Origin of the sequence: Methylomicrobium lacus, assembly GCF_041897535.1 — a bacterium.
Taxonomy (GTDB): domain Bacteria; phylum Pseudomonadota; class Gammaproteobacteria; order Methylococcales; family Methylomonadaceae; genus Methylomicrobium; species Methylomicrobium lacus_A.
On record NZ_CP169217.1, the window covers coordinates 2,157,428 to 2,182,327 of the forward strand.

Consider the following 24,900-nt stretch of genomic DNA (forward strand, 5'->3'; position numbering starts at 1 on the left):
TCATCATGGCAACCGTCGACAACATCAGGCAATATCTGCCTTTATGCTGGTTCCGGCACAATCCGCTCGAACTGATTCGATCCACCGGTTTTTTTAGACAGAATCTGATTTTCTATTACCTGATCGAATATTTCCTTCAGGCTAACATGACCGACGACCCGATCGAGTCGTTTTACGAGGTCACGATCGAGACGGCATTGACCCTGCTGTTTATCGGCCTGATGATGTTTTTTAATAAAACGCTGTACGGCTTCATCCAGGTCACGACCGCGATGCTGCTCTGCGCGAATGTGGTCGCCTTATTCATCATCCCGGTGATGATCTGGCTGACCGTCAGCGACGACCCGTTGAGCTACTACCTGCTGTTTGCGCTGATCTTCTGGGACTTTGCGCTGGTCACCTATATCTTTAAACAGGTCATTGAAGTCAATGTCATCGCAAGCGGCGTCCTCGCCTTGCTGTATTTCGTTTTGACCTACTTGGGGGCTTTCGGCCTGGGTCAATTGATTTGACCGCCGGCTTCGCTTAGTCTCTAAAACCGCTCAATCTCGGGGAGGCGCACGTTGCCCTGATGCACATGCATCGCCCCCCATTCCGCGCAGCGGTGCAGACTCGGGATGGCCTTGCCGGGATTCAACAAGCCCTTCTCGTCGAATGCACGTTTTAGCGCGTGAAACTGCATCAATTCGCTGGCCGAAAACTGCAAACACATGTGATTCATTTTTTCGATGCCGACGCCATGCTCGCCGGTAATCGTGCCGCCGACCTCGACGCACAACGCCAAAATCGCCCCGCCCAGTTGCTCGGCCTTGTCGAGTTCGCCGGTTTTTTCCGCATCATAAAGAATCAAGGGATGCAGATTGCCGTCGCCGGCATGAAACACATTCGCGACCGTCAATCCGTACTGTCTTGATAATTCGGCGATTTTTTTCAGCGTGTCGGCCAGAAAGCGGCGCGGTATCGTACCGTCCATGCAGTAATAATCGGGGCTGATCCGGCCCGCGGCCGGAAATGCCGCCTTACGGCCCGCCCACGCTTTCTGCCTGTCCTCCGGGGCCGCGGCGATATCGAGCCGATAGGCGCCGCAGGCCTTCAGCAAGCCGGCCGCGCGCTCCAGATCCTGCCCAACCTGTTCCCGCATCCCGTCGAATTCGACGATCAAAACCGCCTCGGCTTCGACCGGGTAACCCGCGCCGATAAAGTCCTCGGCGGCCTGAATGATCGTATGATCCATCATCTCCAGACCGGCCGGCAGCAGTCCTGCCGCGATAATCCCGGCGACCGCCTGCCCTGCCTTTTCGACGTCGTCGAATGCCGCCAGTAACACCTGCGTCTCTTCCGGCAAGGGCAACAATTTGACCGTGATCTCGACCGCTACGCCCAATAGCCCTTCCGAACCGATCGTCACCGCGAGCAAATCGAGCCCCGGAGAATCGAATCCGCCGCCGCCCAAGGTGAGCAGTTCGCCATCCATCGTCACGAGCTTGACTTCCAGCACATTGTGCGTCGTCAACCCGTATTTGAGGCAATGCACGCCTCCGGAATTTTCCGCGACATTGCCGCCCATCGTACAGGCGATCTGCGACGAGGGATCGGGCGCATAGAACAAGCCATAAGGCCGCGCCGCCTCCGAAACCGAAATATTGCGCACGCCGGGCTGAACCCTGGCCAGCCGGTTGCGGGGATCGACTTCGAGTATCCGGTTCAGTTTCGCCAAACCGAGCAGCACGCCATTGTCGAGCGGCAAGGCGCCACCGGCCAGCCCGGTGCCCGCGCCCCTGGCCACGACCGGCACGCCCTCGCGATAACAAATCCTCAGGATCTGTTGAATCTGCTCTATCGTTTCCGGCAGCAATACCAGCCACGGCAGGCAGCGGTAAACCGACAAGCCGTCGCATTCATACGGTCTTAACGCCTCTGTCTCGGCCAGGATCGAGGCAGGCGGCAGCCAACGTTTGAATTCTTCGAGCAGGCGCTGGCGGTCGGCCGGGTGGTGAATTTTTTCGGAAGCATGCGGATGTGTTGTTATCATACGCGGTTTGCAGGCCAATTTCGGAGTGATGCGTGTATTGTGTCAAATCCCAACACACGATTGAAGACAACATAAAAAAATCGCGCTTTATCGGCATGATTTTTCCTTGCAAGGACGAACAAGCGGTCGTCCGGCATTTGAAAAAACTGCATGCCGAATACCCTGACGCCACGCACATCGTTTATGCCTACCGGCTCAAGACGCCGCAAGGCTTCGTTTACCGTTTTCACGATGCCGGCGAGCCCTCCGGCACGGCCGGCAAGCCGATCTTTCAGCACCTGGAAGGCAAGGATCTGATCGACGTGCTGCTGGTGGTGGTCCGTTATTTCGGCGGCATCAAACTCGGCGCGGGCGGTTTGACCCGCGCCTACGGCAACGCCGCCAAACGGGTCATCGACGAAGCCGACATCGAACCTTTCATCGCGATGGCCAGCGTCAGACTGGCGGTGACTTACAGCCAGTTGCAGCCCTTGGAGTATTTGCTCAAAAAACTGGACGGACGCATCGTCGAGCAGCAATTTGCCGAACAGATCAATCTGGTACTCGAACTGCCCGCAGATCAGTTGCCGACGCTGCAACAATCCTTTCCGCTGCTCGAAAAAATCTGATCGGCTAGCGCTTATTCGGCCGAATCCGGCCTGAAGTTATTTGGATCTGCTGCCGAACACGCTCTGATAAGACACATACATCAATGTCGATGTCAGCATATACAGCACCGGCGTCAACAACGGCGTGACCGACAGGCACAGCAGCGCCTGCAAAAAAATGAAGCCCTGCAGTTTATAAAACGCATTAGAACATTCGGAAAGGGCCGCCCGGCCCTCTTCCTTCGCCGCGCTCCAACCGTAATTTCTGAACAGCATCAACGGATAGCTGAACCAGCTCGCGAAGCTGTTCAGCATCAAGAGACAAAAAATCAGCGCGACATTCGCATAGCCGAACAGCCAGATCGCCAATTCGCGCGTCGTTTGCCGCAGCAGGTTTTCCGGGGTGAATTCCCAATAGAAGAAAAACTTGGCGATGTTTTGCCAATCGCCGGCCGCAATGCCGGCTATGGTCCTGAAAGCCCCCCAGCAAAGCACCAAGCTGCCTGCCGCCAGGATCGCCAGCGGCAGGCTTTTCTTGACCGCCCAGCCCAAAGCGACCGGATTTTCGCCGCTGGACTTCAGATCGATATATTTGGCGACGCCGACGCCGACGAACAGACTGCTGACCGACACGAACACGCCCAGCGCCAAGGACAATTTTCCCAGCGTCATCAAGGCGCCGATGATCAGGCAACAGCCGAACCAGGTAACCGGAGCCCGGCCGATAAACTGCAGGGATTCCCTGAGCCAGTCGCTGAAAGTGATTTTACTCACGCGGAAATCCTGGCAATACCCACCGCGTCACGCAATTCCTTGATGAACGGGGCGCTGATCGCACGCGCCTTGCGCGCGCCTTCCTGCAATTGCTGCTCGATGTGGTCGGGCGCCTGCATCAATGCCTCATAGCGCTCCCGGGCCGGCGTGATATGCTCGTTGATGTATTCGAACAAGGCCTGCTTCATCTCGCCCCAGCCGATGCCGTTCGCATAACGCACCCGCATCTCGCCGACTTCGGCCGGCGTCGCGAACGCCCGGTAAATGCTGAACAAGGTGCAAGTCTCGGGATCCTTCGGCTCGCCCGGTTCCAGCGAGTTCGTTTTGATTTTGTTGATCAGTTTCCTGAGCTTTTTCTCCGGCTCGAACAAAGGAATCGTATTGTTATAACTCTTGCTCATCTTGCGTCCGTCGAGCCCCAGTAAGGTCGCGCCATGTTCCTCGACCACCGCCTCGGGCAGAGTAAAATGCTCGCCGTAAATATGATTGAAACGCGCCGCGATGTCTCTCGCCATCTCGATATGCTGAATCTGATCCTTGCCGACCGGCACCTTGTCGGCTTTGAACATCAATATATCGGCCGCCATCAGAATCGGATAACTGAACAGCCCCATCGTGATGCCTTTATCCGGATCATTTTCGCCGCCCTGTTCGTTGTCCGCCACGGCGGCTTTGTAGGCATGCGCGCGGTTCATCAGGCCTTTTGCGGTCACGCAGGTCAAAATCCAGGACAGTTCCAGAATTTCGGGCACATCCGACTGCCGGTAAAACACCGCATTCGAGGTATCGAGCCCCAAGGCCAGCCAGGTCGCGGCGATTTCCAGGCTGGACTGGCGGACCCGCTCCGGCTCCTGGCATTTGATCAGCGCGTGATAGTCGGCCAGAAAATAAAAAGGCGCGACATTGTCGTTTTTACTGGCCGCGATCGCCGGCCGAATCGCGCCGACATAATTACCGAGGTGCGGCGTGCCGGTGGTCGTGATGCCTGTTAATACTGTTGCTTTACTCATTTATTCCCACTCAACGGTCTTTACTTATTTTAAATTTAGCGACCCAAAATCGATGCCAACCTATTCGAACGCCTGCCTATTGACGTGAATCAAAACATGTCCCTCGTCTTGCATATCGAACGGCATCGGGTCATCCGCACATCTTACCGAAATTCAGACGATTTTGCAGGGCTAATGGGCGGCGATAACTCGGCATCCGGTTTTTTAGCCCCTGGCGAGACTTTTATAGTAAACTTTGGCTAAACCGAACGGGACGCGAATGCTATGCTGCTCAAATCCCTGTGTTTTTACCACTCGATCCAGGTTAAAATTTTGCCCGATTATAACGAGAAACGCCAACAAACGCGGCTGACGCTGGGCAGCGCAATCGCCATCAAATTGGCCGGTTCGTCCGAGCAACGGTTAGGACAGTGCACATCGATCAGCGGCGCGGGAATTTCGTTTATCGCGGATCAGGCGCTGCCGCAAGGCAAGGCCGCCGAGGTTCATGTCTTCAGAAGCCCGCAAGGCCCGCCGGTCACCGCCTTTATTGAGATCATACGCTGCACCGCAGCAACCACCGACAGTTTCGAAATCGCCGCGGCGATCAAAAGCATCAAAGGATGTTGATTTAAATGTACACGATTACCAAAGAGGTTTATTTTTGCTATGGCCACCGGTTGATGCACCATCACGGAAAATGCCGTCACCTGCATGGGCACAGCGTCAAAGCCTCCATTTCGATCCAGCAGGAGGAGCTTAACGCCCAAGGCATGGTCTGCGATTTTTCCGACGTTCGGGATTGCGTCGAGGCCTATATCGATCAACATCTCGATCACAATTTTCTGCTGCACAAGGACGACCCGATCATCCCGATGCTGGTCGCGAACAACGAACGCTTCCTGGCCCTGGACGAACATCCGACCGCCGAGGTGCTCAGCAAAATGATCTACCGTTACCTGCAACAGGCCGGCTTGAATGTGTCTCAGGTGGTATTATGGGAGACCGCCAGCGCCTATGCCTGCTACAGCGAAGATTCGCCGCGATTATGAGCCAGCTGAACCCGGTCAATAAATCGCTCTGCCTCGAACAGGTCTGCGCCGCCAACTATCAAAAGCTCTTGCGTTTGATTCCCGACCTGCTCGACTACCGCGACACCGCGACCGGACTTGCCGAGGAAGGTTCGACGCTGCATCTCGAAGTGCTCGAACGCTCGCCCTATACGCTGACGATTCTGTTGAGCCACAGCTTCAAAAAAAATCTTGAGGAATTTCTGGAACCCGCCGTCACGATACGGCTGTATCTGGACCTGCGCCTGGCCGAAGTCATCAGCGACCACGCCCGCGCCGCCGTCGCCAAGGTTTACAAGAATCCCGGCCTGAGCCTTGAGATTATGAATTACAAATGGCGGTTAAATTATTTTTTGCAAAAATGGCTGGATCATTGCCTGAATAAAAATTACCGCTTCCGTGCCGAAACTCTGCAAACGATCGCCATCGCCTAAAATCACGACGCCCGACCGGATTTCATCCCTCCCCGACATTTAACCTGCAAACGTTTGGGACGGGTTGAATAAACCCGTCCCGCTTCAGAGTATGTCCGAGGGGAAATCCATTGCCCTTGTCGTCGCAAGGTGAATCGGCCTTATGACTTACGGTTGCTGTTGTACCGTAATATTGTCCTGCAACTGCGTCAACGCGGCATTGGCATCGGTAAAGGCGACGTTCTGCAAGACCGCGACGGTTTGAAATGAAGTCCCGCCCGCAGTGCCATCGGCATCCACTTGAACGGCCGTATGACCGCTGCCGTCGTTGGCGAATTGCACAAATCCTTGAGCCACTGCATCAGTGACTGTCGTGCCGCCAAATCCGCTCAGCACATCCGAAATGTCCAACACGTCTCCGCCGCTTGCCGGCGCATTAAAGTTAAAGTCTGTAATTTGGTCGACGCCTCCGCCAGACAAGTCTCCGCCGCTGTACTTAAAGACGTCGCTGCCTGCCCCGCCAGTCATCGTGTCGCTACCGACACCTCCGATCAATATGTCATTACCATCGCCACCATTGAGAATGTCCTTGCCGTCGCCTCCGAACAGATAGTCGTTCCCGCCCAAACCATTCAACGTGTCATCGCCGCCGAGACCAGCCAAGCTGTTATTATTGCCGTCGCCCGTCAAGACATCATTGACTCCTTCCGTTCCTATTTGGGTATCCGGATTATTCGGCAACAACGACAAATCCAGGGAACCTGAGGCAGTATCGCCGTCGTAATCGGTGCTGAGCAAATTGTAGGAGAGATCGATCGGCGTCTGGTCGTTGACGGTTTGCAGCGAAAAAACGCCTAAATCGAAGCCATAGGTATTGGTGTCTGGCGACTCGACCACCACCGCACTAAACGGACTCGTCGTATTGATCTCGTACTGATAGCCCTCCTGCAAGCCGGAGATCGTGGCGACGCCATCGACGATGCCGATATTGCCGTTATTCAAGTCGCCATCGGCAAATAACGCCGTCACATCCACGCCGCCGGCATCGAACACACGCACACTGGTGATATCCGCCTTGCTTTCCCCCGCTTCGAGCGTCGAGGGCGTGATATCGAACTCCTGATCGTTATCGGCCAACAGCGCGGTGACGACGATCGTGACGGTATTGCTCTGCGGCCCCTGTACCTGAGCGATTTTCTGCTGAAAGCTCGTTGCGGAAACATGGCCCGAATAGGCCAGACCGCTGGGATTTGCCGGCGCTGTGGTCAGATTGCTTAGAAAATCGATCCGCACCGCCTCATTGGCATCGACAGCCTGACCGCCGTCGACACCGATCGAATCGCTGTCCGTGTTGATCGTATCTTGAAGTCCATTGCTGCCGCGGCCGGTTAGCAAAATGTCCACGGCATTATTCGGATTATCGACGCCGATGCTACGGAAATCGGTGTTGCCGGCCCCCGCACTGGTCAGGTTCGAAATGCTGACTTCAGTACCGTTGCTGATCGTGCCGTTCAAATCGACGCTATAGGTGTCGGAGCCCGGATTCAGCGTAATGGTAAACACGGTCACCGCGCCCTCGGCCGTCGGGCTCGCCGAACTGGTCGAGCCGATCAAAGTACCGCTGCCGTCGCCATACAGATAAATTTGTTGACCATTAAACGAGAGCAAATTACCCGCAGCGTCGGTGGCCGCCATGCCGTTATTCGCGATGTCGAACACCACGCCGTCCAGGCCGTCCGCACCGAGCGTGCCGGAAAGATTCAAATCGAACGTGGTCGGCGCAATATTGGTGTCCAATACGGCGCCGTCTTCAGTGAAGAAATTGACCGGCGTATCGTCATCAATGGTAATAATCAGGCTGGTATTATTCGCCGTCACCGTGTCGCCATCGAAGTCCACCGCGGTAATGATCCCGCCCAAATTAAGCGCAAGGTCGTTTTCAGTATTATCGCCATATTTCCCATCGAGAGTCGGATGGTCGAGCGGCCCTTGCAGGGTGAAGGTGTACGTTCCGTTGTTGGTCAACTGGAAGGTAAAAATCGTGGCGCCATTAGCCGAAGCGGTTACCGTATCGCCATTCACGATATAGGACAAAGCGGCGCCGCCCGAGCTCAGATTTAGGGCTTGCAACATGGTTGCCGTATCGGCGGCCAGCACAAAATTCAACGGCGTGTCGGCTCCGGAATTAAACAGGCTGGCTACGTTGCCGGAAGCCACGACAACCTCGCCATGAACATCATAGGCTCCACCCGCGATACCGCCGCTCACACCGTCTTCGTCGACCGTCCCTGTCAATTGCGCGTTCGAGATAACCGTCGGCATGTCGTCGTCGAAACGGATGTTGCCGCCTCCCAGGTCGATCGTTTCGCTGTCGGTCGCGGTGTCGCCGTCAAAGTCGGTGATCGTCGCGGTCGCGGTCAGGTTGACCAGGTTGTCGCCCAGGCTGATCGCGCCCGCACCTCCAACATGATCGATTTGCTGGAATTGGCTCAGCGTCACCTCGCCGCTGCTATTCGTCGCAATCGAGAAGATGGTGTTGACGGCGGTCACCGAAACGGCGCTCAGCGCGGTCGAGCCGACCACTTCGCCATCGACCAGATACAGATGGATGTCCGCACCGTGGCTGTTCAGCCCGGAATCGATGCCGTCCGCTTGCGCCAGACTCAGCGCATAACTCACGCTGGTCGTCGCGCCGTCCGCTCCGGACACCGAAGTCACGCCGAATACGCCGCCGAAGTTCGCGCTCGAGACGGCAATGTCGGTGTCGGTCGGATCGCCGTCGGTTTCGGCATCCTGGGTTGCCAGCACGCCTCCCGCTTCATTGATCACCGCTACGTTGATACTTGGCACGTCGTCCACGATGTTCACCGACAGGGTATCGCTAACGCTCTGACCGTCCTGGTCGGTCAACACAACCGAGAAGCCTTCGAACAAGCTATTATTCCCCTGGACGTTGGCATGCGCCTCATTGTCATTCAGCGTGTAGGAATAGCTCACCACGCCCGTATTCGCATCGTAGCCGATCACGGTCAGCGTGTTGCCCAATGCCGTCTGGAACGAACCCGCAGTGAATGCGCCTTCACTGATGAAGGCGTGTCCGCCGATCGTCAGCGAGTCGATGCCGTCCGGCGAACTGATGGCGAAGCTGCCCTCCTGGGTCAGATTGTCCTTCGGCACCGGATCGGAACCGTCGGCCAGGTCGTCTTCGTACACGCTCACGTCGCCGCCTTGCGCTTGAGGAGTCAGATCCGAAAGGGTCGGCGGCGTGTTGCCGATCGTAATCGTCAGCGTCGCGGCGGCGTTGTCGCCATCGCCATCCGTCAGGGTGTAGGTGAACACGTCGTTGACGCCGCCCGGTGAGCCGTCATTTCGGGTATAAATGTAGGAACCATCCTGATTCAGGGTCAGGATGCCGTATTGACCCGCAATCTCAAAGTTGCCGCCGCTGTCCGCCGTGTTGTCGCTGTTCGCCGGCACATTATTGCTGGCGACCGCCGTCACTTGGGCGCCATCGGCTCCGCGCGTATCTGCGCCCGTGTCGCTGTCGCCGGCATCTCCGGCCGCGGCATCGGTAATTACGTTTCCTGTCGCCGAAACAAAAGTGCCCGCAGCAATGCTGTCCATGTCGTTCACCGCAGTCGGTACATCATCCACGATGTTCACCGACAAGGTATCGCTGACGCTTTGACCGTCCTGGTCGGTCAACACAACCGAGAAGCCTTCGAACAAGCTATTATTCCCCTGGACGTTGGCATGGGTCTCGTTGTCATTCAGCGCATAGGTGTAATTCACGACGCCCGTGTCAGGATCGTAGGACGTAATGGTCAGCGTGTTGCCAAAACCCGTCTGGAACGAACCCGCCGTGAACACGCTTTCGCTAATGAAAGTGTGCCCGCCGATTGTCAGCGAGTCGAGGCCGTCCGGTGAGCTGATGGTAAAACTGCCGCTTTGAGTCAGCGCTTCCACGTTCGAACTGGAGCCATCGGCCAGGTCGTCTTCGTACACGCTCACGTCGCCGCCTTGCGCTTGCGGAGTCAGATCCGAAAGGGTCGGAGGCGTGTTGCCGATCGCTATCGTCAGCGTCGCGGTGGCACTGTCGCCGTCACCGTCCGTCAGGGTATAGGTGAACACGTCGTTGACGCCGCCCGGCGTGCCGTCATTGCGGGTATAGAGATAGGAACCGTCCTGATTCAGGGTCAGGATGCCGTATTGCCCGGCAACCTCAAAGTTGCCGCCGCCGTCCGCCGTGTTGTCGCTGTTCGCCGGTACATTATTGCTGGCGACCGCCGTCACTTGGGCGCCATCGGCGCCGCGAGTGTCGGCACCGCCGTCGCCTTCGGCGTCGGTAATCACGTTGCCCGTCGCCGAAACAAAAGAGCCCGCAGCAATGCTGTCCGTGTCGTTCACCGCAGTCGGCACATCATCCACGATGTTCACCGACAGGGTGTCGCTGACGCTTTCACCGCCCTGATCGGTCAGCACGACCGCAAAGTCTTCGAACAGGCTGTTATTACCCTGGACCTCGGCATGGGTCTCATTGTCATTCAGCGTGTAGGTGTAATTCACGACGCCCGTGTCAGGATCGTAGGACGTAATGGTCAGCGTGTTGCCAAAATCCGTCTGGAACGAACCCGCTGTGAACACACCTTCGCTGATGAAGGTGTGTCCGCCGATCGTAAGAGAGTCGATGCCGTCCGGAGAGTTGATGCTAAAACTGCCGCTCTGAGTCAGCGCTTCCGCGTTCGAACTGGAGCCATCGGCCAGATTACCTTCATCCACACTCACGTCGCCGCCTTGCGCTTGCGGAGTCAGATCCGAAATGATCGGCGGCGTGTTGCCGACTGCGATCGTCAGCGTTGCCGTAGCGTTATCGCCGTCGCCGTCCGTCAGGGTGTAGGTGAATACGTCGAACACGCCGCCCGGTGTTCCCTCATTGCGGCTGTAGTTGTAGGAACCGTCCTGATTCAGGATCAGGATGCCGTATTGACCGACAACCTCAAAGTTGCCGTCGCCGTCCACCGTGTTGTCGCTGTTCACCGGCACATTGTCGCTAGCGACCGCCGTCACTTGGGCACCATCGGCGCCGCGAGTGTCGGCACCGCCGTCGCCTTCGGCGTCGGTAATCACGTTGCCCGTCGCCTGCTCAAAAGAGCCCGCGGCGATACTGTCGGCGTCATTTACGGCGATCGGAACATCATCGATGATATTTACGGATAATATACCCGTGTTACTATCGCCATCGCCATCCGTCAACACCGCGGTGAAGTTGTCAAAAAAGCTATTGTTGCCCTCTCCCGACGCATGAGGAACAGGGGTGTTTAACGTATAGGTGTACTCGATGACACCGGTGGCGGGATTGTAGCTCTGTATTATTAACGTACCGTACGGAGAGTTGATAATGACAGGATTGCCCGGATCAGCCGGATTAAAGACGCCATCTTCGATTACGGTTTGCCCTTCTACCGTCAAACTGCCCACGCCATCCGCCGCCTTAATGGTGAAATTTCCGGCTTGCGTCGTGGATTCTTTTGTCGGATCGGATCCGCCTTGTAGATCGTCCTCATTCGCGGTCACGTCGCCACCCTCGACAGAGGGCGTAAGATCCTTAATTATGGCGGGATTATCAGCGGGCAACTGCTGAGGATTTAAAATCAGCACCTCCAAGGGCGGCGGAAAGCTGAAGCTTATCCCCGTCGTATCAAACCCGCTGGCAGGCTGCGACATAGGGTCATTATAATCCACGACATAAACCGTCCCATGGCCTTCGTTGCCGCTCGGCGCGGTACCGCCGCCGGCATCGGCGCCGCCCGCGGCCGTCGCTTTCAACGCCTTGGTGGGATCGAAGTTTTCATCGAACAATGCTTGTTGAATGGCGGCAACTTCGCTTTGCGCGCCGGCCGCCGTTTGCACGCCGGCTTGTGCAGCCGGATTCTCCGGGACCAACGCATCTTCATTCAGCGTGACCTGCTGATTGCGACCCAAGTCCATGGTCGTGCCGTTATTGAATTCGATTACGATGTTTCCGTTATCCGCGGTTACGATGACCTCTTCCGGAAGCACCTTATCTCCAGCATGGAGCGCGCGTTCAACGCCGTTAGACGAAACCGCCTTCACCATACCCATTACAAATTTTACGATACCGAATCTAGCCATTTTGATACCCTCCGTCAGGGGATTAACCTACTTAATAGAATCGGCTCTATTGTCTGAAGAGGAACATAGAACTCGACTATATTAAGTATAGCTTAAGGTGTCATTATTTCACAATCTTTCCTCTTTTAATATTGGACTTAGGCACTAGACTGCGATTTTTGAGTGATGACTACCCAAAGAAACGGATTGTCATTTACGGCAGGAATCAGAGTATGGGATCGTGTAAGGAATTGAGCGCTGCATCGTAAAGCAGCATCTGAAAATTAGACGCGACAATCCCTTGCAAAACCGCCGTGAAGATCTGTGGAGGGTTATCGGTTGTGGCAATGCTGACCGTCGTATCATTGCCGTCGCTACGAACGGAAAGCGTTAAATAATCACCGAGATGTTCTGGCTGCAAATCCTTGCTATCAAGAATTCTGGATTGACTGTTTGAGAGGGGTGCAGTGGGATTCATGGTCGGCCCTTATTCAACAGGAGGCGTTTTCAAGTGCTTTGATATGGGGTACTTTGAAAAATCAATTTCTTAGCAAGCGATAAGCTCATTGCACCTAAGGTGTAAGCCAATGCTTCGTTGCAGAAGCCTGAATGCCGTCTGACTTGCCGCCAAACACTCGTAATGGAATCTTAACATTCAAGAATAAATAAACAATAGGTATAAATACCTATTCACACAAAACGGTAAATATAAGTTGACCAGGATTGGGTTGATCTATTTCAGAGTTCGAGCGACACTTCAAGATTATTTCGGGTTTAGCAGCTCAAATTCAGGCTTTTACCAATACAGCCTGGAGATGCCGAAAAACTCTAAAATAACCCCAAAATGGAGTCATGAAAAAACAGAAGCGACGACAGCAATTAAGGATTGATGAGCTTACAATGAAGCCTTCTTTGGTGCCGGATTGGATGTGCAGACATTCGCAATGGAATTCCACTAAAACAACTTTTATTTCTGGTCCTGATTCTCTGTTTTCTCCGCCGACGCGGATACGCCGTCCTCCCGTCTCGCGACGCCGGCGCGTCTTGACAGCATTACCACGCGGCGCGCGGTAACGAGAGAATGACAACAGGCTTGTACATAACGAAGAGCGATCAGCGTGGGGATGTCGCTTGCACCGCTGGCGGGTGCGTGACGCTGGGGCGTCACAGGCTGCGTTCCGCGTCGGAGAGTAAGAAAGATAGGGAGGGAGGGTACGAGAAAACCGTTTGGGCCGGGGCTGCAAGCCCCGACCCGCCTAGGAGACTTTATGGATAGGTCTGTAAGTTACCGTTGGAAGGCAGGTTGTCGATGATGTCGTAACCCCGGTTACAGCCTAGTTTTACGCCACCGTGATATTGTCCTGCAATTGCGTCAACGCGGCATTCGCATCGGTAAAGGCCACGCTGTCCAAAACGGCTACGGTTTGGAAACTTGTGCCGTTTGCAGCACCGTCGGTATCGACTTGCACCGAGGTAGCGCCGCCGTTGTCGGCGAATTGCAAAAAGCCGTCCGTCACCGCATCTCCCGCCGTCGCGCCGCCAAAACCGATCAGCAGGTCGCGGATATCCAGCGTATCGCCGCCAGCCGCCGGAATAGCGGACGCATCGAAGTCGGTAATGTGATCCACGCCGCCGCCGTTCAAATCGCCGTCGAGATATTGGAAGACGTCGGCGCCGCTTCCGCCGGTCAACGTATCGCTTCCGGCGCCGCCGGACAACATGTCATCGCCGGCGCGGCCGTCTATGGTGTCGTCGCCGGCGCCGCCGTTGATCACATCGTTGCCCGGACTGCCGGTAAATGAATCCTGAAAGACAAGCTGCTGATCAAGGCTAACCGATATATTTTTTGGCGCAGCCGTATCGCCATCGAAATCGGTCGCGCCAATCAGCGCAGTTAAGCTAATGCCGGATAAATTGACCGAACTGCTGCCGGTGGGATGGTCTATCGTCTGGAATTGCGTCAGCGTCACCACGCCGGCGTTATCCACCGCGACGTTAAAGACGGTATTGGCGGCCGTAATGCCGGCGAAATTTGCCGAGGTGGAACCGACGACGGTGTCGTTCGCTCCATCCGCATTGGTGTCCATAATAAAAAGGCGAATCGTCGCATTGTCGTGGCTCAATCCTGAACTGACGCCGTTAGCCAAAATATTAAATGCGTAGTTAATCTGCACGCCATTGCTGTCCAGATTATCGCCGCCCGCATCGGAGGTGAAAACAAAGACGTTGCCGAAATTAGCGCTGCTTGTGGCAACATCGCTGGGATTGCTGACCAGGTCGGCATCCTGAACGGTCAACACCGGCAAAGGAACGGCCGGGTCAATGGCAACGCCGACCGTCGGAGTGCTGTCCTCAAAGCGGATGTTACCGCCCAGATCGAGGCTGGCGGTCGACGTCGCCGTGTCGCCGTCGAAATCGGTCACGGTCGTCGTTTCCACCAGTTGGACACGGTTCGTGGCAAGCTGACGAATCGTGCCGGCGGCGCCCGTCGCAGCGTGATCGATTTGCTGGTATTGATTTTGGGTCAAAATGCCGGTGCTATTGTCGACGCTGACATCGAAAACAGTATTCGCAGTCGTAACGCCGGCTTGAGTGTTAGACGTCGAACCCACGACAGTGCCGCCGATAAGATACAGAAAAATCGCGCTGCCGTTGCTGAACAAGCCGGATGCGGCATTCAAAACGTTCATCGCATAAGTCGTTACCAGCGAATTAGACGCCGCCGGGCCGTCTGCGCCGAACGTCGGAGTGATCGTGAAGGCACCGGAGAAATTGACGGTGGCCGTGCTGGTATTGGCGCCGACGGTATCTTTATCCTTGGTTATGGATAGAATCGTATCGTTAGTCGCGCTATTTGCGAGACTCGGCATGTCGTCATCGAAGCGGATGTTGCCGCCGCCAAGATCGATGACGGCACTGTCGCTCGCGGAATCGCCGTCGCCGTCGATGATTGTCGCTGTAGATGTCAAGTTGACCAGGCCGTCGGCAAGGCTAGTCGAGTTCGTCCCCACCGCATGGTCGATGTGTTGGAACTGCTTCAGCGTCACGACGCCGCCGTTATCCGTCGCAATCGAGAAGATGTTGCTGGGATCACTCTCCGAAGCCGAAGCCAAAGCGGCGTTCGTCGCGACCGAGCCGACCACCACACCGTTGATCAGGTACAGGTGGATGTCCGCGCCGTGGCTAGTCAGGCCGGAGAGCGCCCCGTCTCCTTGCGCCAGGCTCAGCGCATAGGTCAGGCTAGGCGACCCTCCGTCCGCACCCGGCACGGAAGAGACAATGTTGAAGACTCCACCGAAATTGGCGCTCGAAACGTCGATGTCGGTCAGGGCGTTGATGGTTTGCGCGTCCTGGGTAGCCAGCACGACGCCCGCTTCGTTAGTCGCCGCCACGTCAATGCTCGGTACGTCATCGACGATATTGACCGACAGGGTATCGCTGGCCGTATCGCCGTCCTGGTCGGTCAGCACCACCGTAAAGTCTTCGAACAGGCCGTTAGCGCCCAAGCCGTTGGCATGGGTTGCGTTGTCGTTCAGCGTGTAGGTGTAGCTCACCACGCCGGTGCCCGCATCGTAGCCGGTCACGGTCAGGGTGTTGCCCAGCGCCGTCGTGAACGAACCGCCCGCGAACACGCCGTTGTTGATGAAGGTATTGCCGCCGATCGTCAGCGCGGCGATGCCGTCCGGCGAGCTCAGCGTAAACGTGCCGGCCTGGGTCAGCGCGCCGGCGTTCGGGCTGGAGCCATCGGCCAGGTTGGCTTCGAACACGCTCAACTCGCCGCCGCTCGCTTGCGGCGTCAGGTCGGTGAGGCTCACCGGGGCGTCCGCGATGGCGATGGTCAGCGTCGCCGTGCTGGCGTCGCCGTCGCCATCGGTCAGCGTGTAGGTGAACACGTCGCTCACCCCGCCCGGCGTGCCGGCGCTGCGGCTGTAGCTGTAGCTGCCGTCCGCGTTGATGGTCAACTGGCCGTATTGGCCGTTGACGGTAACGCCGGCGCCCACCGCCGTCAGCGCCGAGCCGCCCGGGTTATTGCCGGCGATCGCCGTCACCGTGGCGCCGTCCGCGCCCTGGATGTCGGCGCCGCCGTCGCCTTCCGCGTCGGTGATCACGTTGCCGGTCGCAGGGCCGAAGGTGCCGCTGGCGAGGGTGTCGAAGTCCGCGGCCGCGGCCGGGACGTCGTCGACGATGTTGACCGACAGGGTGTCGTTGGCCGTATCGCCGTCCTGGTCGGTCAGCACCACCGTAAAGTCTTCGAACAGGCCGTTAGCGCCCAGGCCGTTGGCATGAGCTGCGTTGTCGTTCAGCGTGTAGGTATAGCTCACCACGCCGGTGCCCGCATCGTAGCCGGTCACGGTCAGCGTGTTGCCCAGCGCCGTCGTGAACGAACCGCCCGCGAACACGCCGTTGTTGATGAAGGTATTGCCGCCGATCGTCAGCGCGGCGATGCCGTCCGGCGAGCTCAGCGTAAACGTGCCGGCCTGGGTCAGCGCGCCGGCGTTCGGGCTGGAGCCGTCGGCCAGGTTGGCTTCGAACACGCTCAACTCGCCGCCGCTCGCTTGCGGCGTCAGGTCGGTGAGGCTCACCGGCGCGTCCGCGATGGCGATGGTCAGCGTCGCCGTGCTGGCGTCGCCGTCGCCATCGGTCAGCGTGTAGGTGAACACGTCGCTCACCCCGCCCGGCGTGCCGGCGCTGCGGCTGTAGCTGTAGCTGCCGTCCGCGTTGATGGTCAACTGGCCGTATTGGCCGTTGACGGTGACGCCGGCGCCCACCGCCGTCAGCGCCGAGCCGCCCGGGTTGTTGCCGGCGATCGCCGTCACCGTGGCGCCGTCTGCGCCCTGGGTGTCGGCGCCGCCGTCGCCTTCCGCGTCGGTGATCACGTTGCCGGTCGCAGGGCCGAAGGTGCCGCTGGCGAGGGTGTCGAAGTCCGCGGCCGCGGCCGGGACGTCGTCGACGATGTTGACCGACAGGGTGTCGTTGGCCGTATCGCCGTCCTGGTCGGTCAGCACCACCGTAAAGTCTTCGAACAGGCCGTTAGCGCCCAGGCCGTTGGCATGGGTTGCGTTGTCGTTCAGCGTGTAGGTGTAGCTCACCACGCCCGTGCCCGCATCGTAGCCGGTCACGGTCAGCGTGTTGCCCAGCGCCGTCGTGAACGAACCGCCCGCGAACACGCCGTTGTTGATGAAGGTATTGCCGCCGATCGTCAGCGCGGCGATGCCGTCCGGCGAGCTCAGCGTAAACGTGCCGGCCTGGGTCAGCGCGCCGGCGTTCGGGCTGGAGCCGTCGGCCAGGTTGGCTTCGAACACGCTCAACTCGCCGCCGCTCGCTTGCGGCGTCAGGTCGGTGAGGCTCACCGGCGCGTCCGCGATGGCGATGGTCAGCGTCGCCGTGCTGGCGTCGCCGTCGGCGTCGGTCAGCGTGTAGGTGAACACGTCGCTCACCCCGCCCGGCGTGCCGGCGCTGCGGCTGTAGCTGTAGCTGCCGTCCGCGTTGATGGTCAACTGGCCGTATTGGCCGTTGACGGTCGTGCCGGCGCCCACCGCCGTCAGCGCCGAGCCGCCCGGGTTGTTGCCGGCGATCGCCGTCACCGTGGCGCCGTCCGCGCCCTGGGTGTCGGCGCCGCCGTCGCCTTCCGCGTCGGTGATCACGTTGCCGGTCGCAGGGCCGAAGGTGCCGCTGGCGAGGGTGTCGAAGTCCGCGGCCGCGGCCGGGACGTCGTCGACGATGTTGACCGACAGGGTGTCGTTGGCCGTATCGCCGTCCTGGTCGGTCAGCACCACCGTAAAGTCTTCGAACAGGCCGTTAGCGCCCAGGCCGTTGGCATGGGTTGCGTTGTCGTTCAGCGTGTAGGTGTAGCTCACCACGCCGGTGCCCGCATCGTAGCCGGTCACGGTCAGGGTGTTGCCCAGCGCCGTCGTGAACGAACCGCCCGCGAACACGCCGTTGTTGATGAAGGTGTTGCCGCCGATCGTCAGCGCGGCGATGCCGTCCGGCGAGCTCAGCGTAAACGTGCCGGCCTGGGTCAGCGCGCCGGCGTTCGGGCTGGAGCCGTCGGCCAGGTTGGCTTCGAACACGCTCAACTCGCCGCCGCTCGCTTGCGGCGTCAGGTCGGTGAGGCTCACCGGCGCGTCCGCGATGGCGATGGTCAGCGTCGCCGTGCTGGCGTCGCCGTCGCCATCGGTCAGCGTGTAGGTGAACACGTCGCTCACCCCGCCCGGCGTGCCGGCGCTGCGGCTGTAGCTGTAGCTGCCGTCCGCGTTGATGGTCAACTGGCCGTATTGGCCGTTGACGGTCGTGCCGGCGCCCACCGCCGTCAGCGCCGAGCCGCCCGGGTTGTTGCCGGCGATCGCCGTCACCGTGGCGCCGTCTGCGCCCTGGGTGTCGGCGCCGCCGTCGCCTTCCGCGTCGGTGATCACGTTGCCGGTCGCAGGGCCGAAGGTGCCGCTGGCGAGGGTGTCGAAGTCCGCGGCCGCGGCCGGGACGTCGTCGACGATGTTGACCGACAGGGTGTCGTTGGCCGTATCGCCGTCCTGGTCGGTCAGCACCACCGTAAAGTCTTCGAACAGGCCGTTAGCGCCCAAGCCGTTGGCATGGGTTGCGTTGTCGTTCAGCGTGTAGGTGTAGCTCACCACGCCGGTGCCCGCATCGTAGCCGGTCACGGTCAGGGTGTTGCCCAGCGCCGTCGTGAACGAACCGCCCGCGAACACGCCGTTGTTGATGAAGGTGTTGCCGCCGATCGTCAGCGCGGCGATGCCGTCCGGCGAGCTCAGCGTAAACGTGCCGGCCTGGGTCAGCGCGCCGGCGTTCGGGCTGGAGCCGTCGGCCAGGTTGGCTTCGAACACGCTCAACTCGCCGCCGCTCGCTTGCGGCGTCAGGTCGGTGAGGCTCACCGGCGCGTCCGCGATGGCGATGGTCAGCGTCGCCGTGCTGGCGTCGCCGTCGCCATCGGTCAGCGTGTAGGTGAACACGTCGCTCACCCCGCCCGGCGTGCCGGCGCTGCGGCTGTAGCTGTAGCTGCCGTCCGCGTTGATGGTCAACTGGCCGTATTGGCCGTTGACGGTGACGCCGGCGCCCACCGCCGTCAGCGCCGAGCCGCCCGGGTTGTTGCCGGCGATCGCCGTCACCGTGGCGCCGTCCGCGCCCTGGGTGTCGGCGCCGCCGTCGCCTTCCGCGTCGGTGATCACGTTGCCGGTCGCAGGGCCGAAGGTGCCGCTGGCGAGGGTGTCGAAGTCCGCGGCCGCGGCCGGGACGTCGTCGACGATGTTGACCGACAGGGTGTCGTTGGCCGTATCGCCGTCCTGGTCGGTCAGCACCACCGTAAAGTCTTCGAACAGGCCGTTAGCGCCCAAGCCGTTGGCATGGGTTGCGTTGTCGTTCAGCGTGTAGGTGTAGCTCACCACGCCGGTGCCCGCATCGTAGCCGGTCACGGTCAGGGTGTTGCCCAGCGCCGTCGTGAACGAACCGCCCGCGAACACGCCGTTGTTGATGAAGGTATTGCCGCCGATCGTCAGCGCGGCGATGCCGTCCGGCGAGCTCAGCGTAAACGTGCCGGCCTGGGTCAGCGCGCCGGCGTTCGGGCTGGAGCCATCGGCCAGGTTGGCTTCGAACACGCTCAACTCGCCGCCGCTCGCTTGCGGCGTCAGGTCGGTGAGGCTCACCGGGGCGTCCGCGATGGCGATGGTCAGCGTCGCCGTGCTGGCGTCGCCGTCGCCATCGGTCAGCGTGTAGGTGAACACGTCGCTCACCCCGCCCGGCGTGCCGGCGCTGCGGCTGTAGCTGTAGCTGCCGTCCGCGTTGATGGTCAACTGGCCGTATTGGCCGTTGACGGTAACGCCGGCGCCCACCGCCGTCAGCGCCGAGCCGCCCGGGTTATTGCCGGCGATCGCCGTCACCGTGGCGCCGTCCGCGCCCTGGATGTCGGCGCCGCCGTCGCCTTCCGCGTCGGTGATCACGTTGCCGGTCGCAGGGCCGAAGGTGCCGCTGGCGAGGGTGTCGAAGTCCGCGGCCGCGGCCGGGACGTCGTCGACGATGTTGACCGACAGGGTGTCGTTGGCCGTATCGCCGTCCTGGTCGGTCAGCACCACCGTAAAGTCTTCGAACAGGCCGTTAGCGCCCAGGCCGTTGGCATGAGCTGCGTTGTCGTTCAGCGTGTAGGTGTAGCTCACCACGCCGGTGCCCGCATCGTAGCCGGTCACGGTCAGGGTGTTGCCCAGCGCCGTCGTGAACGAACCGCCCGCGAACACGCCGTTGTTGATGAAGGTATTGCCGCCGATCGTCAGCGCGGCGATGCCGTCCGGCGAGCTCAGCGTAAACGTGCCGGCCTGGGTCAGCGCGCCGGCGTTCGGGCTGGAGCCGTCGGCCAGGTTGGCTTCGAACACGCTCAACTCGCCGCCGCTCGCTTGCGGCGTCAGGTCGGTGAGGCTCACCGGCGCGTCCGCGATGGCGATGGTCAGCGTCGCCGTGCTGGCGTCGCCGTCGCCATCGGTCAGCGTGTAGGTGAACACGTCGCTCACCCCGCCCGGCGTGCCGGCGCTGCGGCTGTAGCTGTAGCTGCCGTCCGCGTTGATGGTCAACTGGCCGTATTGGCCGTTGACGGTAACGCCGGCGCCCACCGCCGTCAGCGCCGAGCCGCCCGGGTTGTTGCCGGCGATCGCCGTCACCGTGGCGCCGTCCGCGCCCTGGGTGTCGGCGCCGCCGTCGCCTTCCGCGTCGGTGATCACGTTGCCGGTCGCAGGGCCGAAGGTGCCGCTGGCGAGGGTGTCGAAGTCCGCGGCCGCGGCCGGGACGTCGTCGACGATGTTGACCGACAGGGTGTCGTTGGCCGTATCGCCGTCCTGGTCGGTCAGCACCACCGTAAAGTCTTCGAACAGGCCGTTAGCGCCCAGGCCGTTGGCATGGGTTGCGTTGTCGTTCAGCGTGTAGGTATAGCTCACCACGCCGGTGCCCGCATCGTAGCCGGTCACGGTCAGCGTGTTGCCCAGCGCCGTCGTGAACGAACCGCCCGCGAACACGCCGTTGTTGATGAAGGTATTGCCGCCGATCGTCAGCGCGGCGATGCCGTCCGGCGAGCTCAGCGTAAACGTGCCGGCCTGGGTCAGCGCGCCGGCGTTCGGGCTGGAGCCGTCGGCCAGGTTGGCTTCGAACACGCTCAACTCGCCGCCGCTCGCTTGCGGCGTCAGGTCGGTGAGGCTCACCGGCGCGTCCGCGATGGCGATGGTCAGCGTCGCCGTGCTGGCGTCGCCGTCGCCATCGGTCAGCGTGTAGGTGAACACGTCGCTCACCCCGCCCGGCGTGCCGGCGCTGCGGCTGTAGCTGTAGCTGCCGTCCGCGTTGATGGTCAACTGGCCGTATTGGCCGTTGACGGTGACGCCGGCGCCCACCGCCGTCAGCGCCGAGCCGCCCGGGTTGTTGCCGGCGATCGCCGTCACCGTGGCGCCGTCTGCGCCCTGGGTGTCGGCGCCGCCGTCGCCTTCCGCGTCGGTGATCACGTTGCCGGTCGCAGGGCCGAAGGTGCCGCTGGCGAGGGTGTCGAAGTCCGCGGCCGCGGCCGGGACGTCGTCGACGATGTTGACCGACAGGGTGTCGTTGGCCGTATCGCCGTCCTGGTCGGTCAGCACCACCGTAAAGTCTTCGAACAGGCCGTTAGCGCCCAGGCCGTTGGCATGGGTTGCGTTGTCGTTCAGCGTGTAGGTGTAGCTCACCACGCCGGTGCCCGCATCGTAGCCGGTCACGGTCAGGGTGTTGCCCAGCGCCGTCGTGAACGAACCGCCCGCGAACACGCCGTTGTTGATGAAGGTGTTGCCGCCGATCGTCAGCGCGGCGATGCCGTCCGGCGAGCTCAGCGTAAACGTGCCGGCCTGGGTCAGCGCGCCGGCGTTCGGGCTGGAGCCGTCGGCCAGGTTGGCTTCGAACACGCTCAACTCGCCGCCGCTCGCTTGCGGCGTCAGGTCGGTGAGGCTCACCGGCGCGTCCGCGATGGCGATGGTCAGCGTCGCCGTGCTGGCGTCGCCGTCGCCATCGGTCAGCGTGTAGGTGAACACGTCGCTCACCCCGCCCGGCGTGCCGGCGCTGCGGCTGTAGCTGTAGCTGCCGTCCGCGTTGATGGTCAACTGGCCGTATTGGCCGTTGACGGTCGTGCCGGCGCCCACCGCCGTCAGCGCCGAGCCGCCCGGGTTGTTGCCGGCGATCGCCGTCACCGTGGCGCCGTCCGCGCCCTGGGTGTCGGCGCCGCCGTCGCCTTCCGCGTCGGTGATCACGTTGCCGGTCGCAGGGCCGAAGGTGCCGCTGGCGAGGGTGTCGAAGTCCGCGGCCGCGGCCGGGACGTCGTCGACGATGTTGACCGACAGGGTGTCGTTGGCCGTATCGCCGTCCTGGTCGGTCAGCACCACCGTAAAGTCTTCGAACAGGCCGTTAGCGCCCAAGCCGTTGGCATGGGTTGCGTTGTCGTTCAGCGTGTAGGTGTAGCTCACCACGCCCGTGCCCGCATCGTAGCCGGTCACGGTCAGGGTGTTGCCCAGCGCCGTCGTGAACGAACCGCCCGCGAACACGCCGTTGTTGATGAAGGTATTGCCGCCGATCGTCAGCGCGGCGATGCCGTCCGGCGAGCTCAGCGTAAACGTGCCGGCCTGGGTCAGCGCGCCGGCGTTCGGGCTGGAGCCGTCGGCCAGGTTGGCTTCGAACACGCTCAACTCGCCGCCGCTCGCTTGCGGCGTCAGGTCGGTGAGGCTCACCGGCGCGTCCGCGATGGCGATGGTCAGCGTCGCCGTGCTGGCGTCGCCGTCGCCATCGGTCAGCGTGTAGGTGAACACGTCGCTCACCCCGCCCGGCGTGCCGGCGCTGCGGCTGTAGCTGTAGCTGCCGTCCGCGTTGATGGTCAACTGGCCGTATTGGCCGTTGACGGTCGTGCCGGCGCCCACCGCCGTCAGCGCCGAGCCGCCCGGGTTGTTGCCGGCGATCGCCGTCACCGTGGCGCCGTCCGCGCCCTGGGTGTCGGCGCCGCCGTCGCCTTCCGCGTCGGTGATCACGTTGCCGGTCGCAGGGCCGAAGGTGCCGCTGGCGAGGGTGTCGAAGTCCGCGGCCGCGGCCGGGACGTCGTCGACGATGTTGACCGACAGGGTGTCGTTGGCCGTATCGCCGTCCTGGTCGGTCAGCACCACCGTAAAGTCTTCGAACAGGCCGTTAGCGCCCAAGCCGTTGGCATGGGTTGCGTTGTCGTTCAGCGTGTAGGTGTAGCTCACCACGCCGGTGCCCGCATCGTAGCCGGTCACGGTCAGGGTGTTGCCCAGCGCCGTCGTGAACGAACCGCCCGCGAACACGCCGTTGTTGATGAAGGTATTGCCGCCGATCGTCAGCGCGGCGATGCCGTCCGGCGAGCTCAGCGTAAACGTGCCGGCCTGGGTCAGCGCGCCGGCGTTCGGGCTGGAGCCATCGGCCAGGTTGGCTTCGAACACGCTCAACTCGCCGCCGCTCGCTTGCGGCGTCAGGTCGGTGAGGCTCACCGGGGCGTCCGCGATGGCGATGGTCAGCGTCGCCGTGCTGGCGTCGCCGTCGCCATCGGTCAGCGTGTAGGTGAACACGTCGCTCACCCCGCCCGGCGTGCCGGCGCTGCGGCTGTAGCTGTAGCTGCCGTCCGCGTTGATGGTCAACTGGCCGTATTGGCCGTTGACGGTCGTGCCGGCGCCCACCGCCGTCAGCGCCGAGCCGCCCGGATTGTTGCCGGCGATCGCCGTCACCGTGGCGCCGTCCGCGCCCTGGGTGTCCTTACCGCCATCGCCTTCGGCGTCGGTAATCACTTTGCCCGTTGCCGGATCGAAAGAGCCGACGGGAATAGTGTCGGTGTCGTTTACCGCGGTCGGTACGTCGTCCGCTATCCTGATGGTAATATCGCCCTCGGAATGGCCGCCGGTCTTGTCGGAGACAGTGACATGAAAACCATCGGTCTCGGGAACGTCGGGATTTTGACCAGGATTAGGATTGCCATCTGTCGTATGAAAATCATCGACGACATTTTCAGTCAGCGTATAGGTGTAGGTGTATGTCCCCTTACCATCATAATCTGTTATCGTAATAGTCCCGTGCGATCCAGGAATCGTTTGGCCAACAAGGGTGGGCAGCTTATTGCCCCCGACATCAAAAGTCTGACCGCCGATGGTAATGGTTTTTATATCCGACAAGCCATTCGGGTCCCCAACGGTAATCTTTCCCCCGGAAACGATGTGGGCATTAGACGTCGGATCGGAGCCATTGGGCAGACCTTTCTCATAGACCACTCCAGGATCTCCCTGCCCGTCTGGAGGGGTTATTTCAAGAAAAGGGGGGGCGTCGGACGCGAGTGCAGGATTTAAAATCAACACGTCCATCGGCGGAGGGAAGCCGAAGTTTATGCCTATCGTATCGTAACCGCTGTCCGGCTGTGATGTGGGAGCGTTATACTCCACGACAAAAACCGCGCCGTGGCCTTCGTTGCCCTCGGGGCTGGGCTGCTCGGTACTGTCGGCCGACTTGGCTTCGCCCGCGGCAGTCGCTTTCAACGCCTTGTTAGGATCGAAGTTCACATTGGCCAATAAGGCTTGTTGAACAGCTACAACCTCGCCTTGCGTACCGGTCGCCGCTTGAATGGCGGCGGCTGATGCGGCCGGATTCTCTGGAGACATTGCATCTTCATTCAGCGTAATCTGCTGATTACGGCCGAGATCCAGGGTCGTGCCGTGATCGAATTCGATCACGACGTTGCCGTTATCCGCGGTGGCGATGACCTCGTCCAGAAGAACCTTATCCCCTGTATGGAGTACGCGCTCGACGCCGTTGGCCGAAACCGCCTTTACCACACCCGCCACAAATTTTACGATGCCGAATTTTGCCATGTTTGATACTCTCCACCAGGGGAATTGCTTACTTTGATTGGTA

11 protein-coding genes are annotated in these 24,900 nt (G+C 60.5%); 5 read left to right on the top strand and 6 right to left on the bottom strand.

The window, feature by feature from the left end; translation table 11 throughout:
• Nucleotides 1-5 precede the first annotated feature (5 nt).
• Nucleotides 6-512, top strand: a complete 507-nt coding sequence (locus tag ACEPPP_RS09415; protein WP_374090840.1) for a hypothetical protein — start codon at nucleotides 6-8, stop codon at nucleotides 510-512.
• Nucleotides 513-532: 20 nt separating this feature from the next.
• Here ACEPPP_RS09415 and ACEPPP_RS09420 read toward each other — a convergent pair whose 3' ends face one another.
• Nucleotides 533-2,032 (bottom strand): FAD-linked oxidase C-terminal domain-containing protein, encoded by a 1,500-nt coding sequence (locus tag ACEPPP_RS09420; protein ID WP_374090842.1) that lies wholly within the window; start codon nucleotides 2,030-2,032, stop codon nucleotides 533-535.
• 32 nt (nucleotides 2,033-2,064) lie between these two features.
• On the opposite strand from ACEPPP_RS09420, the gene ACEPPP_RS09425 reads away from it, so the two are divergent.
• Nucleotides 2,065-2,640 carry a YigZ family protein gene (locus ACEPPP_RS09425; protein ID WP_374090844.1) on the top strand — a complete coding sequence of 192 codons (576 nt, stop codon included), beginning with the start codon at nucleotides 2,065-2,067 and terminating at the stop codon, nucleotides 2,638-2,640.
• Between the two features lie 36 nt (nucleotides 2,641-2,676).
• On the opposite strand, the gene ACEPPP_RS09430 is transcribed toward ACEPPP_RS09425, so the two are convergent.
• Nucleotides 2,677-3,393, bottom strand: a complete 717-nt coding sequence (locus ACEPPP_RS09430; RefSeq protein ID WP_374090845.1) for a hypothetical protein — start codon at nucleotides 3,391-3,393, stop codon at nucleotides 2,677-2,679.
• On the bottom strand, nucleotides 3,390-4,403 hold the full coding sequence (locus ACEPPP_RS09435; RefSeq protein WP_374090847.1) for a tryptophan--tRNA ligase: 1,014 nt from the start codon (nucleotides 4,401-4,403) through the stop codon (nucleotides 3,390-3,392). The genes ACEPPP_RS09430 and ACEPPP_RS09435 overlap by 4 nt, the downstream gene beginning before the upstream one ends.
• A 264-nt stretch (nucleotides 4,404-4,667) precedes the next feature.
• Here ACEPPP_RS09435 and ACEPPP_RS09440 point away from each other — a divergent pair, with 264 nt between their 5' ends.
• The 3 genes from ACEPPP_RS09440 to ACEPPP_RS09450 are packed head-to-tail and all read left to right on the top strand — an operon-like array spanning nucleotide 4,668 to nucleotide 5,886.
• Nucleotides 4,668-5,012: a PilZ domain-containing protein gene (locus ACEPPP_RS09440; protein WP_374090849.1), complete on the top strand. Its 345-nt coding sequence runs from the start codon at nucleotides 4,668-4,670 to the stop codon at nucleotides 5,010-5,012.
• 5 nt (nucleotides 5,013-5,017) lie between these two features.
• The gene (locus tag ACEPPP_RS09445) at nucleotides 5,018-5,434 is read left to right on the top strand and encodes a 6-pyruvoyl tetrahydropterin synthase family protein (RefSeq protein ID WP_374090851.1); all 417 of its coding nucleotides are present in this window, start codon (nucleotides 5,018-5,020) and stop codon (nucleotides 5,432-5,434) included.
• Nucleotides 5,431-5,886, top strand: coding sequence for a DUF1249 domain-containing protein (locus tag ACEPPP_RS09450; RefSeq protein WP_374090852.1), 456 nt, complete (start codon nucleotides 5,431-5,433; stop codon nucleotides 5,884-5,886). The genes ACEPPP_RS09445 and ACEPPP_RS09450 overlap by 4 nt, the downstream gene beginning before the upstream one ends.
• Nucleotides 5,887-6,033: 147 nt before the next feature.
• Here ACEPPP_RS09450 and ACEPPP_RS09455 read toward each other — a convergent pair whose 3' ends face one another.
• The 3 genes from ACEPPP_RS09455 to ACEPPP_RS09465 form a co-directional block, all read right to left on the bottom strand.
• A complete protein-coding gene (locus tag ACEPPP_RS09455; protein ID WP_374090853.1) occupies nucleotides 6,034-12,018 on the bottom strand; it encodes a retention module-containing protein in 5,985 nt (1,994 codons plus the stop codon).
• A 205-nt stretch (nucleotides 12,019-12,223) separates the two neighbouring features.
• Nucleotides 12,224-12,475, bottom strand: coding sequence for a hypothetical protein (locus ACEPPP_RS09460; protein WP_374090854.1), 252 nt, complete (start codon nucleotides 12,473-12,475; stop codon nucleotides 12,224-12,226).
• A gap of 862 nt (nucleotides 12,476-13,337) precedes the next feature.
• Nucleotides 13,338-24,857 carry a DUF5801 repeats-in-toxin domain-containing protein gene (locus tag ACEPPP_RS09465; RefSeq protein WP_374090855.1) on the bottom strand — a complete coding sequence of 3,840 codons (11,520 nt, stop codon included), beginning with the start codon at nucleotides 24,855-24,857 and terminating at the stop codon, nucleotides 13,338-13,340.
• Between the last annotated feature and the right edge of the window lie 43 nt (nucleotides 24,858-24,900).